Annotated in this window: 13 protein-coding genes; 9 read left to right on the top strand and 4 right to left on the bottom strand. The window is 57.2% G+C overall.

Annotated elements, in window-relative coordinates; genetic code table 11:
• Positions 1-35 precede the first annotated feature (35 nt).
• Positions 36-1460: an HDOD domain-containing protein gene (locus EUZ85_RS03750; protein WP_127967988.1), complete on the top strand. Its 1425-nt coding sequence runs from the start codon at positions 36-38 to the stop codon at positions 1458-1460.
• Here EUZ85_RS03750 and EUZ85_RS03745 read toward each other — a convergent pair.
• Entirely contained in the window at positions 1450-3006 is a 1557-nt protein-coding gene (locus EUZ85_RS03745) for a PAS domain-containing methyl-accepting chemotaxis protein (protein WP_127967987.1), read from the bottom strand. The two genes, EUZ85_RS03750 and EUZ85_RS03745, sit on opposite strands and share 11 nt — an antisense overlap.
• 232 nt (positions 3007-3238) lie before the next feature.
• On the bottom strand, positions 3239-4228 hold the full coding sequence (locus EUZ85_RS03740) for a GlxA family transcriptional regulator (protein ID WP_127967986.1): 990 nt from the start codon (positions 4226-4228) through the stop codon (positions 3239-3241).
• Positions 4229-4383: 155 nt separating this feature from the next.
• Between EUZ85_RS03740 and EUZ85_RS03735 the strand changes: the two genes are divergently transcribed.
• From EUZ85_RS03735 to EUZ85_RS03715, 5 genes are all read left to right on the top strand, one after another.
• A complete protein-coding gene (locus tag EUZ85_RS03735) occupies positions 4384-4971 on the top strand; it encodes a cysteine hydrolase family protein (protein WP_127967985.1) in 588 nt (195 codons plus the stop codon).
• Positions 4972-5491: 520 nt separating this feature from the next.
• The gene (locus EUZ85_RS03730; RefSeq protein WP_127967984.1) at positions 5492-6751 is read left to right on the top strand and encodes an ABC transporter substrate-binding protein; all 1260 of its coding nucleotides are present in this window, start codon (positions 5492-5494) and stop codon (positions 6749-6751) included.
• Between the two features lie 322 nt (positions 6752-7073).
• Positions 7074-10652, top strand: a complete 3579-nt coding sequence (pulA, locus tag EUZ85_RS03725) for a pullulanase-type alpha-1,6-glucosidase (protein WP_127967983.1) — start codon at positions 7074-7076, stop codon at positions 10650-10652.
• A 197-nt stretch (positions 10653-10849) separates the two neighbouring features.
• Positions 10850-11371: a hypothetical protein gene (locus EUZ85_RS03720; RefSeq protein ID WP_127967982.1), complete on the top strand. Its 522-nt coding sequence runs from the start codon at positions 10850-10852 to the stop codon at positions 11369-11371.
• Positions 11372-11825: 454 nt separating this feature from the next.
• Positions 11826-12401, top strand: a complete 576-nt coding sequence (locus EUZ85_RS03715) for a YceI family protein (RefSeq protein ID WP_127967981.1) — start codon at positions 11826-11828, stop codon at positions 12399-12401.
• Positions 12402-12474: 73 nt separating this feature from the next.
• On the opposite strand, the gene EUZ85_RS03710 is transcribed toward EUZ85_RS03715, so the two are convergent.
• Complete coding sequence (locus tag EUZ85_RS03710; protein WP_127967980.1) at positions 12475-12852, bottom strand: hypothetical protein; 378 nt, start codon at positions 12850-12852, stop codon at positions 12475-12477.
• A 19-nt stretch (positions 12853-12871) separates the two neighbouring features.
• On the opposite strand from EUZ85_RS03710, the gene EUZ85_RS03705 reads away from it, so the two are divergent.
• Positions 12872-13267 (top strand): hypothetical protein, encoded by a 396-nt coding sequence (locus EUZ85_RS03705; protein WP_127967979.1) that lies wholly within the window; start codon positions 12872-12874, stop codon positions 13265-13267.
• Positions 13268-13389: 122 nt separating this feature from the next.
• Positions 13390-14211: a DUF1186 domain-containing protein gene (locus tag EUZ85_RS31535; RefSeq protein ID WP_241566944.1), complete on the top strand. Its 822-nt coding sequence runs from the start codon at positions 13390-13392 to the stop codon at positions 14209-14211.
• Between the two features lie 42 nt (positions 14212-14253).
• On the opposite strand, the gene EUZ85_RS03695 is transcribed toward EUZ85_RS31535, so the two are convergent.
• Positions 14254-14682 (bottom strand): hypothetical protein, encoded by a 429-nt coding sequence (locus EUZ85_RS03695; RefSeq protein WP_127967978.1) that lies wholly within the window; start codon positions 14680-14682, stop codon positions 14254-14256.
• A 161-nt stretch (positions 14683-14843) separates the two neighbouring features.
• On the opposite strand from EUZ85_RS03695, the gene EUZ85_RS03690 reads away from it, so the two are divergent.
• Positions 14844-15470 (top strand): YopT-type cysteine protease domain-containing protein, encoded by a 627-nt coding sequence (locus EUZ85_RS03690; protein ID WP_127967977.1) that lies wholly within the window; start codon positions 14844-14846, stop codon positions 15468-15470.
• Positions 15471-15479: the final 9 nt, after the last annotated feature.

The following is a 15479-nucleotide window of genomic DNA, read 5'->3' as shown; positions in this document are numbered from 1 at the left end:
GCGCCGGTCATACTGGGCGACAGGGGGAACCTTTAATGATCGCCAAGAATTGCCAAGCCTGGGTCGACTTTCTGAGCCGAGTCGAATTGCCCGTACTTTCTCAGACCATGCGGGAAATCAACGAGCTCACCGCTACCGGCGACTGTTCCGTACAGCAGCTGGCGGACGTCGTTTTGAAAGACGCCGACCTGACTTCGCAAGTCATTCGTCAATCCAACACCGCTTTTTATAATCCATCCTGTCAGCCAGTGAGCACCATCAGTCGCTCCATTATGCTGCTGGGATTCGAAACCGTTCGCTCGATCGCTGTGTCATCTCTGGTGATCGACGCGCTGTTATGTAAATCACCGCGCATCCATTTACAAAAGAGTCTGGCCCGCGCGCTGCATGCGGCGGTACAGGCCAAGCGTCTGCTGGGAAAGTTTACGCCCTCGCGCAGTGAAGAAATTTTTATCGCCGCGTTGCTCAGCAATATCGGCGAACTGGCGTTCTGGTCCTGCCGCACGCCGCAGGCGGACGCCCTTGACGAGCTATTGGTGCGGGAAGAGCCGGTCACCGCCCAGAAACAGGTTCTCGGCGCCACCTTCCCCGCCATCACCCGCGGTCTGGTGGACTGTTGGAAACTGGGGCCGCTGTTGCAGGCGGTGGTCAGCGGCGGCAAAGCGGACAACCAGATGGTGACGCTGATCCGCAGTATCGTTGGACTGGTGGAGGAAGCCGAGCAGGGCTGGAACTCCCCCACATTGCGGCAATCCATCAACCATCTCGCCTCGCAGCTGAACGAACAGCCGGACAACCTGGAGCAGCGTCTGAAAACCAATGCTCAGGAGGCGGCCAAAATCGCCGCGGCCATCGGCATGAAACAGATCGTCAATCATATCCCCGGCCATAACGCCCGCTACGCCGGCGAGCAGACGCCGCCGCAACCCGCGGACCCAACGTTGCAGTTGCAGATTTTGCGCGACCTGTCGGTGATGCTGACGGAAAAACCCGACATCAACTTGATACTGATGACGGTGGTGGAAGGCCTGCACCGCGCCGTCGGCCTGACCCGCGTGGCGCTGCTGATGACCGACCGCAGCCAGAAGCAACTGGTTCCGAAGAAGGTGCTGGGGCCGCATACGGACCACTGGAAAGAAAACTTCTGCGTCAATCTGGAGTCCGACAGCCTGCTCGCCGCCATGGCGAAAGCGCTGCAAAGCGGCTGTTTCACCAATGCGGACGATCCCGCCTGGCGAATTCTGCGGGGACCGGATTTCGACCGCCTGATCGGACGTACCCCAAGCATGTTCACGCCGTTACGCGTAGGTCCGCGCATTGTCGGACTGATTTACGCCGATAACGCAGACTGTCGCACGCGTCCGTCCCCGGAGCAGTTTTTTTCCTTCTGCCACTTCACCCAGCAGGCCCAGCTTGGCTTGTTGCAGTTAACCGAGCAGACGCAAAACCCTAGCTCTTAAAACGGGTCACCAATTCATACAAATTAGCAGCCACGCCACGCAACTGCTCGATGCTGGCGGTGGACTCTCCCGCTGCGGTGGAGCTCGCCTCCGCCAAGTCGGAGATATTCACCACCTGCCGGTTGACCTCCTCCGCCGCCTGCGCCTGCTGCTCCGCCGTCGCCGCCATTTGAATCGCCATGCCGGCGATAGCGCTAACGGCGTCGGCAATACCGCCCAACATAGTTTCCGCTTCGATCATCTTCTCCAGACCTGAGCCCGCGCTGGCCTTACCTCTCTCCGCCACCGCAACGGAACGCTGCGCTAACGCAGTGAGCGTTTCAATAATCTGATGGATCTCTTTTGTCGACTCCTGCGTGCGCTGGGCCAGATGCCGCACTTCGTCGGCCACCACGGAAAAACCGCGTCCCTGCTCCCCCGCGCGCGCCGCTTCAATGGCCGCGTTTAACGCCAGAAGATTGGTCTGCTCCGCCACCTGATTGATCATCTGCGCCACCTGGGCGATCTTTTTCGACTGCGACGCCAGCTCCAGCACCGCACCGCCAACCTCCTCCACAACGCCGTGTAATTCTTCAATCGCCCGACGCGTTCCCACCGCCACTTCACGACCATTTTTGGCAAGCTCAGAAGACTCTTCCGCTTTGTCCGCGGTTTCCTGCACATGTCCCGACACGGAGCTGATGGCGCTGGTCATTTGCTGCATGGCCGCCGCCACTTCCTGAGTTTCCCGTTGTTGGTCGCGCAGACGCTCTCTGGCCATTTCCGCCCTATGCAGCCCCTCTCCCGAGCGTTCGAACATCCGGGCGGATTCCGCCTCGATACGGGTCAACACCGCATCCAGACGCGCTTTCAAACTCATAATCGCCACCGCCAGCGCGCCCTCTTCCGGATCGCCGTCGGTATAAGACAGCACCGCCAGCGGATGGCTGAATGAGCGCTCCAGCAGTTTTTGCAGCGTAGCGACCAGATGTTTGCGTCGATACGCGGCCATACCGGCGCAGAGCAACATCACCGCCAGCAACGCCGGTCCCGCCCAGCCGGACACCGCGCCCATCATCCAGGCGATCAGATACGCCAGGGCCGCAGCTACGGGAAACAGGTACTCCAACGGCGGGGGACGCCAACCCCGCGCTTTGCCTCCTTGATTGATCTTGCGATACAAGGCCTCCGCACGTTCAACATCCTTGCGGGCGGGACAGGTACGCACCGACTCATAGCCGACTACCCGGTTATTCTCCGTCACCGGGGTAACGTAGGCGTTCACCCAGTAGTAATCACCGTTCTTGGCCCGGTTTTTCACCAGCCCCATCCAGGGCTTTCCCGCTTGCAGACATTCCCACATCACCTTGAACGCCGCAGGCGGCATATCCGGATGGCGGATCAGGTTATGCGGCTGGCCGATCAGCTCCTCTTTGGAGTATCCGCTGATTGTCACAAACACGTCATTGCAGTGGGTGATGACGCCTTTCAAGTCCGTGGCGGACACCAGCTTTTGCTCCGGCGTCAGTTTGATCTCTTTCATTGTTACAGGAAGGTTCTTTCGCATAGTCGCACCTTCGGTTGCATTAATTTCTCAAACGTTTTGCAACACATAAGTGTTTTTCAAAATACAACTATAGCAACTGACTTTAGTAATCAGGCAGTCAAATAGCTTCCTTCTATTTGTCTGCAACGACAGGGCCTGCACAGGTCAGGCCCTGTCTCCCGCGGCTAGCCGCCGCGCAGGCGCATCCATGCGCCTAGTTATTAACATGCCAATATCATTGCCATATTAATAATCAGGCAGGTTGAAAGCGTGCGCGATACTCCGTCATGGTCAGGCCGGTGGCGAGTTTGAAAAGCTTGCGAAAGGAGCTGGGGTCTTCGTAACCGACATCCCAGATAATGCGCTCCACGGGGGTTACGCTGGTCTCCAGCAGTTCTCTGGCGCGCTGGATGCGAAGTTGCTGCACGTACTGCAGCGGCGACATCCCCAGGGCTTTGCGAAAACGTCGCTGCAGGGTGCGCTCGCCGACGCGAGCCACAGCGGCCATGTCTTCGAGAGCGACTTCCTCCGCCATATGCTCCTGCAGCCACAACTGTAATTTGCGCACGGCGCTATCGCCGTGAGAGAAATCCGGGGCGAACAATTGGTAATACTGCTGGCGTCGAGGGCCGGTATCCACCAGGAAGAATTTGCCCAGGTTCATGGTCAGGGAGGCGGACGTCACCCGTTGAATCATGCGCAGTCCCAAATCCATCCAGGCGCTGACGCCGCCCGCGGTGACGATGTCGCCCTGATCCACCAGCAGCTCATCCTCCACCAACTCAACCAGCGGAAACATCGCCTGAAAATCCTTCGCCAGCCGCCAGTGGGTAGTGGCTTTACGACCATCCAGTAAACCCGCCCCCGCCAGCGCGAAACTGCCCGCACAGGCTGAGGTCATGATAGCCCCCTGCTCATGCAGCGCCTGCAATCCGGTTGTCAGCGCCGGTTCGCGCCAATCCACCGCCAGGGCGTCAAAACAGGGCGGTACGATCAGCACATCCGGCGCCGCCTGCAGCGCCTCATGCAAAGGACGCGAGGCCAAACCCGGCTGGCTGGCGTCTTCTCCTGTGCGCCAGAAACTGATCTGCAACTCGGGCCAATGCGGCGACGCCGCCTGACGTCGATATTCTTCCGCCACGGATAACAGGTCTTTCAGTCCAAACACCGCCGATTGCATGGAGGTGGGATAAAGCAGCACGCCCACTTCGTAGCGTTTGATGCCTGATTGAGTTTGCGCCATGTCGTAATCCACCCTGCATTTGTCGTTTACGACATCAGCATACCCCGCCCCCACTCCCTAAGATAGTCCTCAACCTGATCAGCCCGCCGACAGCCCCTCACCGACCCGGCGGCGCAGGCTACCTGACCCCTAATTGAAGATGAAAGGAGACAACCATGACTGCGACCAACCTGTCCGCGATCAAACTACACAACACAGCATTACTATTGATCGACATCCAGAACGACTATTTCCCTGGCGGCGCCATGGAGCTGCATCAATCCGAGCAGGCCGCAGCGAAAGCCGCCAGCGTGTTGCGCGGATTCCGCCGCGCCGGCTTGCCGGTGATCCATGTCCAGCATGAAATGGTGGGCGACCGCGGCTTTTTTCTTCCCGGCACGGAAGGGCAAAAGATTCACGCCTCCGTCACGCCGGAAGCGGATGAAACCGTCGTCGTAAAAAACTACCCCAGCAGCTTCCTCCGCACCGAACTGGATCAACTCTTACAGAAGCAGGGAATCAAACACTTGGTGATCGTCGGCATGATGACTCACATGTGCGTCAACACCACGGTGCGCGCCGCAGCGGAGCATGGCTACGGCGTCACCCTGATCGGCGACGCCACCGCCACCCGCAACCTTGTTCTTGACGGAGAGAGCGTCCCGGCGGAGCAAGTACAAAAGGCCATGCTCGCCAGCGTTATCGGCTTCTTCGCCGAGGTCACCACGGCGGATGGCTTCCTGCAACAGCATAACCTGATCTAACTCCCTACCCTGTAAGAAGAAACAGAAAACCGGGCTGTCTGTCACATTCAGACGGCCCGCTCGCATTTTCCGATTGCAATGCCGCCGCTTTTCATTACCTTTGCCGGCTTGATGGAGAGAGTCGCCGCCCATGGCTGGCGTTTTACAGTATGGACAGTTCGCTGGCCGCCTGCAGATTACTTTCCCGAATGAAATTCCCCAAAAGCCGTAAGTCTTTTACCCGTTTCCCCTTTAGCGTGGGGAGGTAGCCGCACAAAGCGCGCAAACCTGGCCGGACCGACTCTTTTCCTGTTGGAGCGTCGGCGGCGGGTACGGACGCCTGCCCGAATTGCAGCCTTGCAGTTTGTCCGGAATGCAGGGAGGCAGGCGGGGAAAAGCGCCAGGGCCCGCCGGAGTGCGGGCGTTGCACGTTAAACGATTAAGAAGCCGAGCCGAAGGGCTGCGGCGTTTGGCGTCGTTTCGGAAATCAGCAGCGTGGCTCTATTGAACTGCAGTTTAAGTTCGCACGAGGAGAAAACCCATGAATAAGAAAACGATCCTTCTCTCATTGGCGCTATGCTGGCAAAGCCAGGCCGCAACGGCCGGCGAAGTCGAGGTGCTGCACTACTGGACCTCCGGGGGGGAAGCCGCCGCCATCGACGTGCTGAAGGATCTGGTGAAAAAACGCGGACACACCTGGCGCGACTTTGTGGTGCCTGGCGGCGGCGGCGAGAGCGCCAACGCTGAACTGAAAAAACGCGTGATCCAGGGCGAACCGCCCGCTTCCGCCATGGTCAAGGGCCCGGATATTGAGCGCTGGGCCAGATTGGGTTTTCTGCAGAATATGGATGAATTGGCGCAAAAGCAGCACTGGGATGAAAAGCTCCCGCCCGTGATTGCAGATGTGGCGAAGTTCCGCGGACATTACGTCTCGACCCCGGTGAACGTGCACCGGGTCAACTGGATGTGGATCAACAAGCGTATCCTCGATGACGTCGGCGTCGCCGTTCCCACCACCTGGGAAGAATTCGAAGTCGCGGCGAAAAAAATTCAGGCCAAAGGCTACCCGGTCATCGCTCATGGCGATCAATCCTGGCAGGACGCCACCGTATTTGAATCCGTCGCGCTGGCGGTGGGCGGCGAAGAGTTCTACCGTCTGGCCTTTGTAGAAAACGACTATGGCGTCATCAAGAGCGACACCATGACCAAAGTGCTGGCGCAATTCCGCCGTTTGGAGCCCTATTTCAAGACTGACCTGAAGAGCCAGGACTGGAATGTCGCCACCCAGGCGGTCATCAATGGTCAGGCCGCGTTCCAGTTCATGGGCGACTGGGCCAAAGGCGAGTTTGAAAAAGCGGGTCAGAAAGCCGGTAAAGATTTCGTCTGCGCGCCCATGCCGGGCACGTCCAGCCAGTTTCTCTACAACATCGACACGCTGGTGATGTTCCAGCTCAAATCCGCAGACGCTCAAGCCGCTCAGCAGGATCTGGCTGACGCGATCATGAGCGAAACCTTCCAGAAGGTGTTCAATCTGAAAAAAGGCTCCATCCCAGCGCGCATGGACGTCAGTCTTGACCAGTTCGACGACTGCGCCCGCCTGAGCCGCGCGGACTTTCTGGCGGCGGAGAAAAACGGCGGCCTGCTGCCCAGCATCGCCCACGGCATGGCCACCACCGCTCGGGTGCAGGAAGAGTTCTACGCCGTGTTGCACGAATTCCTGCACGATCCCGGCATGAGCCCGGAAAAAGCCACCGTCACACTGGCCAAGCGCATGCGTTACGGCTCCTACGCCATCAACTGACGGCCGCGCCTGCGACATCGCCTCTCAGCGCCCCCCGGGGGATGACCCTGGGGGCGTATTTTCATCTTTTCCACGCCGACCTGCGCCGCCAGCAAGGAGGATAAAAACGCGCCATCTCCTCCAGGGGGGATTTTAGGGGGGAATTTCACTTATGGAATTTAAACGCCTTCCGTAGAAACTACGTAACTCATTGATTAACAAATACAATAATTCGCCAGCACGACTTGAGTGGCGGCTTGGTGGGCGTCGCGTATTGCCTATAGCATAGCTCCACCACACGCACTCAAAGCAACAACAAATATAATCAGAAAGGCGTACCTCTATGAAACGTTGTTTTACATGGAACTGCAGGCAAGGCGTCGGCGCCTTGCTGGCGTTGACACTTCTGGCCCTGTTCGGCTGCTCCAACGGGGGCGGCGACAAGGGCGACGGCTCTTCGAACGGCGACGACGGCCTCTATACTCCCACCGCCTCCCAGGCCGTTATTTACTACAAACGCGAAGATAACAATTACGAAGGCTGGGGACTCCACCTGTGGAACGCCTCCGGCGCCGCTTTCAGTCCCAGCGACTATATCAGCGGCGGCGAAACCAGCTGGTCCAAGCCGTTACCCGCCACAGGCGTGAGCACTAAATACGGCGCCTATTACGTCATTGATTTCGACGGAGCCAATTGGTCGTCATTCAACCTGATTATGCATAAAGGCGACGACAAAGACCTGGGCGGCCAGGATCATACCTACGCCAAAGCGACCCTGGGCGACGACGCCTTCTCTTTCAGCGGCGTAGGCGTGTTATATCCCGATCCGCTAACCAGTCCTCCCGTCGCGCTGGAAGGCGCCAAAGCCCATTGGCTGGACGCCAGCCTCATCGCCTACAACGGTTCCGGCAGCGTGCGTTTGTACCATTCCGCTAACGCCTCAATCACCGTGAACGCCGCCACTGGCGAACTGAGCGGCGGCGAAGCAATTGAACTGACCTCCTCCAGCCTGAGCGATCAGGTCAAAGCCCGTTTCCCGCATCTGGCCTCTTACAGCGCCTGGGCATTGCCCGACTCCGCCGACGCCAAAGCGTTGCTGAAGGAACAACTGGTCGTGGCGCAATTCAGCGCCGGCGGCGAATTACGCGGCGCCACGCAAGTGCAGACCCGTGGCGCGCTGGACGCGCTGTATGCGGACGCCGCGGCGGATGCGCAACTGGGCGCGGTCAGTGCTGGAAACACTACCTACAAACTCTGGGCGCCCACCGCGCAAAGCATCAAAGTGAAGCGCTACGACGCGGATAAAAACCTGCTTTCCGCCGACTCCATGACTGCAGACCCGGCCAGCGGCGTCTGGACCTTCGCCAGCGACCAGAACGACAACGGCCGCTACTATCGCTATGAAGTGAAGGTCTACCACTACCAGACCGGCGCTGTGGAAACATTCGATGTTACCGATCCCTACTCGCTCAGCCTCTCCACCAACAGCGAATACAGTCAGGTAGCGGATTTGAGCGACGTCGCTCTGCAGCCCAGCGGCTGGGGCGCAGACGCCGACACCTCCGCTTACGCCGTGTCAGCGCCCGAGGACATCATCATTTACGAAACCCATGTGCGCGATTTCAGCGGCGCGGATAAGAACGGCACAGCCGCCTACAACGGCAAGTTCCTGGCCTACACCGAGCCCGGCCGGGAAAGCATGACGCACTTGCAGGCTCTGAAAGACGCCGGCTTGACCCATGTTCACCTGTTGCCGGTCTTCGATATCGCCACCGTCGACGAGCGCAGCGGCGCCCGCGCCGACCTGGATAGCACCAAGGCGGAGTTCTGCGCTCTTAACAACACGGCCGCTCTCTGCAACGACGGAACCGTAGCGGACACCGCCACGCTGCGCAGCGTACTGGAAGCCTGCGATCCCGCCAGCGGCTGCGCCCAGGCCTTGATGAACGACCTGCGCGCGCTGGACAGCTTCAACTGGGGTTACGATCCATACCATTACACCGCGCCGGAAGGCGGCTACTCTAATGATCCGGAAGGAACGTCACGTATTATGGAGTTCCGTCGCATGGTGAAAGCGCTGCATGACATGGGACTGAATGTGGTGATGGATGTGGTGTACAACCACACAAACGCCGCCGGTGCGGCGGAAAAATCAGTGCTGGATAAAATCGTTCCCGGCTATTACCAGCGTCTGAATCCAGAATCCGGCGCGGTGGAAAACTCCACCTGCTGCTCCAATACCGCCACCGAAGCCGCCATGTTCCAGAAATTGATGGAAGACTCACTGGTAGTGTGGGCGCGCGACTATCATATCGACTCTTTCCGCTTCGACCTGATGGGGCACCATCCCAAGGCCGGCATCGAGTCCGCGCTCGCCAAAGTGCGCGCCGTACGCAGCAACGTCTACTTTTACGGCGAAGGCTGGAACTTCGGCGAAGTGCAGAACGACGCCCGCTTCGTCCAAGCCACGCAGCTCAATCTGGGCGGCAGCCAGATCGGCGCCTTCACAGACCGCCTGCGTGATGCGGTGCGCGGCGGCGGCCCCTTCGATTCCGCCGACAGTCTGCGCGCCAACCAGGGCTTCGCCAACGGCCTGTATAACCTGCCCAACGAACTTAACAGCGGTTCCGAGGCGGAGAAATCTTCCCTGCTACACCTGAGCGATAATATCCGCGTCGGCATGGCCGGCAACCTCACCGACTTCGTGCTGGTGGACGCGTCCGGCGCCACCAATGTCGGCGCCAACCTGGATTACAACGGTCAGCCCACCGCCTATGCGAAAGATCCCGCGGACACCATCAACTATGTCTCCAAGCACGACAACCAGACCTTGTGGGACAACAACCAGTACAAAGCCGCCACAGACGTCAGCGCGCAGGATCGCGTACGCATGCAAATGCTCGCCCTCAGCATTCCTCTGCTGAGCCAGGGTGTGCCGTTCCTGCATATGGGATCGGACATTCTGCGCTCCAAATCCATGCAGCGCGACAGTTACGACTCCGGCGACTGGTTCAATAAAGTGGACTTCAGCTACGCCGACAATAACTGGAACGTCGGACTTCCCAGAGAAGACAAAGACGGCGCCAACTGGCCGCTGATCCAGAATGTGATCGCCAACGTCAATGCGCAGGCGTCCGCCGCGCAGATCACTGACGCGGCGGCTGTATTCCGCGATTTTCTACGCATTCGCAGCGGCAGCAAACTATTCCGTCTGGAAAGCGCCGCCGATATCAAAGCGCGAGTAGATTTCCATAATGTGGGTTCAAGCCAGATTCCCGGTCTGATCGCCATGTCCATCGACGATGGAGCCGGCCTGACCGATCTGGACCCCAACCATGACGCCATCGTGGTCATCATCAACGCCAGCGGCGCACAACAGACCATCGCGGTTCCCGGCGCCAGCGGTTTCCAACTGATCGACGCACAGGCGTCCGGCGCTGATCCTGTGGCGTCAGGCGCTACAAGCAGCGGCGACAGTTTCACTGTCCCCGCCCTCACCAGCGCGGTCTTCGTCAAACCCCAGGGCGCGTCGCAAGGCGCCGGCCTGCCGGTGAATTACGACAACAAAGACCCCTCTGCGATTCCACCGTACGGCCCGACCACCCTGTATCTGCGCGGCGACATGAACGGCTGGGGTACGGATACGCCCCTGACCTTCAGCAGCAATGGCGACTATGTCGCCACCCTGACCCTGGCGGCGGGCAGCTACGGCCTGAAAATCGCCGATGCGGACTGGGCGGCCGTCAACTTCGGCGGCGGCGTGACGCTGACGCCGGGAGAAACCGCCGCGCTTACCGCTGGCGGCGATAACCTTAGCCTGACCCTGACGGAAGAAAGCCAAGTCACCTTCCGCTTCAACGCATCCGATAAAGATGCGACCACACTGACCGTGACAACTGCCACTGTGGCTGAAATGAAGTAACCTCTTCAGACAAGCCGTTTATTCCATCCGACGCTTGACGCCAGCAATGGCTCAAGCGTCGGTTCGTTTTCTCCATCAGCAAGTTACGTCCTTCCTTCTACTTTCCTTTTTATCCCTGACGCTATGCCTTTTAGTCCATTGAAGGCGACGGCTTTCTCCGAAATACTGCGCGTCACCCTGTATAGAATCCAAAGCCAATGAATAAATTTCCCATCTGTCTCTTGCTGACCGCCGTGTCGCTTTTTGCCGCCTGCGGAAAAAACGCGGCGTCGCCAGAACCAGAAATCTATCTGTTGCCTGATAATTTTGTAGGTATGTTTTATATCCTGTTTAACACTCCTTCTGGAGAGCCTGTCAGGCACGAGAAGGGAAGTCGGATTTATGAAATCCCCCCATCAGGCGTTTTGCTGACCCAAGGGGAACTTAACGAAGGTTGGATCGCCGCCGAAGACGTAAAATATTACTACGTCGGGGAAAACGGCCAGCGCGTAGAAATTAAAGGCAGATGGACAACGAGCCTGGATGATACGCCCGAAAACCGAAACGACCCTGAGCTTACAATTTTTGGCGGCGGCGCTGGAGTTTATTCAGACCCGAGCATTCCCTGCGATGTGACATATCAGTATTACTATGTCGGGTTGAAAGCAGACGCGCTGGAGGGCAAAAATCAGTTCGGATTAGAAGAGTATTTGCATAAACACCCATTCCAGTGCCCATAGCTTTTTCTTCTTTCAATGCGATCTGGGAAACCAGGGTCTTAGAGAAACGTAGGTTGGATAAGCAACGCGCCATCCAACGCCCCGTTTTTCACAACCGCCAACTTAATACTGACTTTAGAGCGAATCACTGGCTATTCAGCAGCGTTGGAAGGCGCTTCGCTTTTCCAACCTACATTTTTTCGAGCTGCTTCTTTTTCCCGACCGACTTAAGAAAGCATCGCCCCGCCTAATCGGCCTCTTCAGGAGGTCGTTTCATCTTGCCTAATCCACCCTGAAAAAGTAACAATCTGTCTTGCAACTCATTGAATATTAGTAAAATTTAACAAAAGCTTTATATTTTTACTTTATTTAATCCAGGTCATTTTCTGGTACAGTAACCGCCTTTTGCAGTACCCATCCCCAGTTACGTTCCGAAACCAGGGATTAATTTATACATTCACAGCGAGGTGAAAACGTGAAAGCAAAATGGTTATTGGCAGGTTTGTGTTGCATCAGCAGCTCTGTATTCGCGAGCTGGCAGCTGAACAACGAAGAATCTAAGTTAAGCTTTATCTCCATCAAGGCCACCGACGTGGCGGAAGTGCACCACTTCGGTCAGTTGAGCGGCAGCATCAGCGACGCGGGCGACGCCGTACTGGAAATCGATCTGAACAGCGTGGCTACCAGCATCGATATTCGCAATGAGCGGATGAAGAAAGAGCTTTTCCAGACCGGACAGTTCCCCAAAGCGACTTACAGCGTGAAACTTGACCCTGAGCTGCTGAAAAAAGTCACTCCCGGCGCGTCCATCATCACCAGCATTGACGGTTCTCTGGAACTGCACGATGTGAAGAAAGAGGTGAAAGCGGAAGTCGTGATCAATCGCGTTTCCGACAAGCAAGTCGTGGTTTCCACTCTGCAGCCGCTGGTTATCAACGCTGCGGATTTCGCTCTGAAAGACGGCGTCATGAAGCTCAAGGATATCGCCAAGCTGCCTTCCATCAGCATTTCCGTTCCCGTCACCTTCAATTTGACGTTTGACGCCAAATAAGGCGGACGCATCCCCCGCCCAGGCGGGGGATCACGCTTTCTGCGCTTAGTCGGCTATGCCGTAACACGCCGTTCTAATTCAGATTCTTAAAATCGATTTTGATTTTATCGTCATCGGAGCTTCCGCATCCGTCGGAAAAGTACCAGACGTCGCCTTTGCGCCGGTTCATTTCCCCTGCAACCAGTTCAAAGCAACCGCCTCCCTGCACTTTAACGAAACGGCGCCCGGCGCTGTCCTGAAAACTCTCCACGGCGTCAGGCGGGTACTCTCCCTCCTGATTATAGATTTTCGCGTCCGTGAGCGCCTGATCCAGACGACGGTCAAAACGTTTTGGCGCCGACTCATCGTCATCAGCCATTGCATTGTCGCGTGCAAATCCCAGGGCGCTATCCAGCAGCCTTTTCTTTGGTGGTTCTACGGCTGGGACGTCCTGCACTTTCAGGGTCGTCACGGCAGACTTCTTTTGCTGTGTGTCCGGAGTCGGCGTCTCAGGTTCAGTGGGGGGCGTTGGCGCTTTAGCGACGCTCTGCCTGGGCTCGGCAGGCTTCGTTGGCGGCGGTTTAGGGGTTGGCGGAGGCGCGGGCTCGGATTCCGTCAGCGGCGTATCGTTCGCGGGAGTCTCCGGCTCAGCCAAGGGCTCTACAGGGGTCTGCGGACGACTTGTGGAAAAGTTCAGCTGGACGCTGATTGTGGAGGTTTGCGCTCGCGGAGCCGGTGATTTTTCCAACGAAGGTAATAACAAAAATCCCAAATGCGCCAATGCGGAACTCAGCGTCGCCGCCCAAAACAGCTTGCTGCGCCGGTTTTCTGATCGATTAGGGCATGCTTCCGCATCCGCGTTGTTGAAGTTTGCAATTTCCACTTAAGCGTCGCGATCTCACCTGATATCCTTCCGCCGCGCATTTAAGCACTTTTTCGGGGCGCGACTCAATTGCGCGCAGCGCCCTTTTATTCCCGACCGAAGGATAAGTTGGAACCAACGCATTTTATGATCACGAATAATCCTAAAATCAAAGCCTTGCTGAATATCGGCCCTCCCAAAGATTTCGACTGGCCGGACTACGTGGCGCAGTACGGTTTTAACCAGGATGACATCCCCGAACTTATCCAGGTTTTGACGGATGAGAGCCTTAATCTCGAAGACGAAAACAGCAGCCTGTCATGGGCTCCGTTGCACGCCTGCCGCACCCTGGGGCAATTGCAGGCGGAACGGGCCGTCATGCCTTTTCTGCACAGCTTTGACTTTCTCTACATTCAGGACTGGGCCTTGTCGGAAATTCATCGCGCCTTCGCCATGATCGGCCCGGTGGCCATCGCACCGCTGGCGAGAAAGCTGCAGGAGCCCGCCGAAGACGAGCTGATTCCCACACTGGCTGTCAAGGCGCTGGCGGCTATCGCCGTCGCACACCCGGCGCATAGGGATCAGGTAGTGGAGATTTTCCGTGAGTACATGGAGTATCCCAACCGCTCATCCAAGGTCCTTAACGGCATCTTGGTGGCGCGCCTGCTGGAGCTGAACGCCACTCAGGCCATCGACGGCATCCGCCGGTTATATGCGCTCAACTGCGTGGACCTGATCTGCGGCGGCGACCTGGAGGATGCGGAAATCAGCCTGGGATTACGCAAAGAACGCTCCACGCCCAGACTCAGTATTGAAGAGCTGCTGGATCTGGAAGAATACGGCGCGCAGCGCCAACAGGAAGAACCTGAACCACCAGCGCCGCTTCCTATCAACCGCAAAATCGGCCGCAATGATCCCTGCGTGTGCGGCAGCGGCAATAAATACAAAAAGTGTTGTGGGGTGAGTTAAGCGACTCGTTTGCTAACCAAACGGCCTGACTGATCATAGATGTCAGGCCGTCATACGCTCCGCCACGCACAGCTCCATGATGCGCCACTGTACTTTCTCGATTTGCTCGTAGACGTCCTCTAGTTCATCCTCCGCCAAGGTTTCTGGGGGAAACAGGCCCGCCGTATTTTCTTCAGGGAAACCGAGCAGGTTATAAACGCCGCTTTCATGAATCGTCTCAGCAATGAATCGGGATAAACGCCTGCGATCCCAGCCCTCAAAGTTTTCCTCCAACTCCAGGTCTTCCGTCGCCTCCTCGCATTCGTAGAGAAAATCATCCCAAAACCTGACGCCTTCCTCGCTCATCACGGACTTCATCAACGCCAGCTTATCCTGTAGCAACACTTTATTGCTGGAGACGGACGCCAGATTACAAGCGTTCATAGCGCTTATTTCCGTCGCGATTTTTAAGAACAGCGCTTTGTCGTTCATGCATTCCCCAAATTAATTGATCACAATTAAATTTATTTAACGCTTATTTTTCACTCGCTTATGAACTTCCTCAGAAACCTCAAGTCGAAGTTTTGCGCGTTGAGTGACGCCGCCAGACGGACTCCACGCGCATCGTCTTTTTTTGAGCAGTAGAGGTAGTCATGATTATCAGAAGGATAGCGGAGTTTGACCAGACGGTGGCCATGTCGGGACTGACGGGACGTTCCCAGGCCGCTTCGGAGGGCGCTTGCCATAACTTCACCATCAACTGGTTGAGCCTGATGTTTCAAGATAATGGCGACATCAGGCGCGCCAAACAGCGGATGGCGAAGTTGGGAGTGCGTTCCGGCGCCGGTAATCCGGTGCTGCAAAAAGCCTTTGGGGATCGCTGGGGAGAAGGCGGCAATGCCTACAAGATGGCGGACAAACTGATGATACAGATACGCGGCCTGAAAGAAGTCGCGCTTCTCAAAGACTACTCTCACTTCAGCCAGCGCTGGCTGGAAAGCGTGCTGCTGACGCCGCAATACGCCGGTTACATCTATTCTTTCTGGTTTCCGATGAAGGTGGTCGGCGCCGACGGCGCGCATACCATCGGCTTCTTCCGCTCCGTATCCGGTCGCCAGGGACAGCTCGTTCCCAATGACGCCACCATCGTCGTGTTCGATCCTAACTATGGTGAGTTTCACGTGCCGGAAGCGGAATTCCATAAGTGGTTCCGTAAATTCAGAACCTACTACGGCGGAACCGTCACCTCGCATATGGTGAAGTGTGTGGCGCCTAATTGATTTAGTCGT

It is taken from the genome of Hahella sp. KA22 (genome assembly GCF_004135205.1).
Classification (GTDB): domain Bacteria; phylum Pseudomonadota; class Gammaproteobacteria; order Pseudomonadales; family Oleiphilaceae; genus Hahella.
This window is presented reverse-complemented; position numbering and strand designations above follow the sequence as displayed.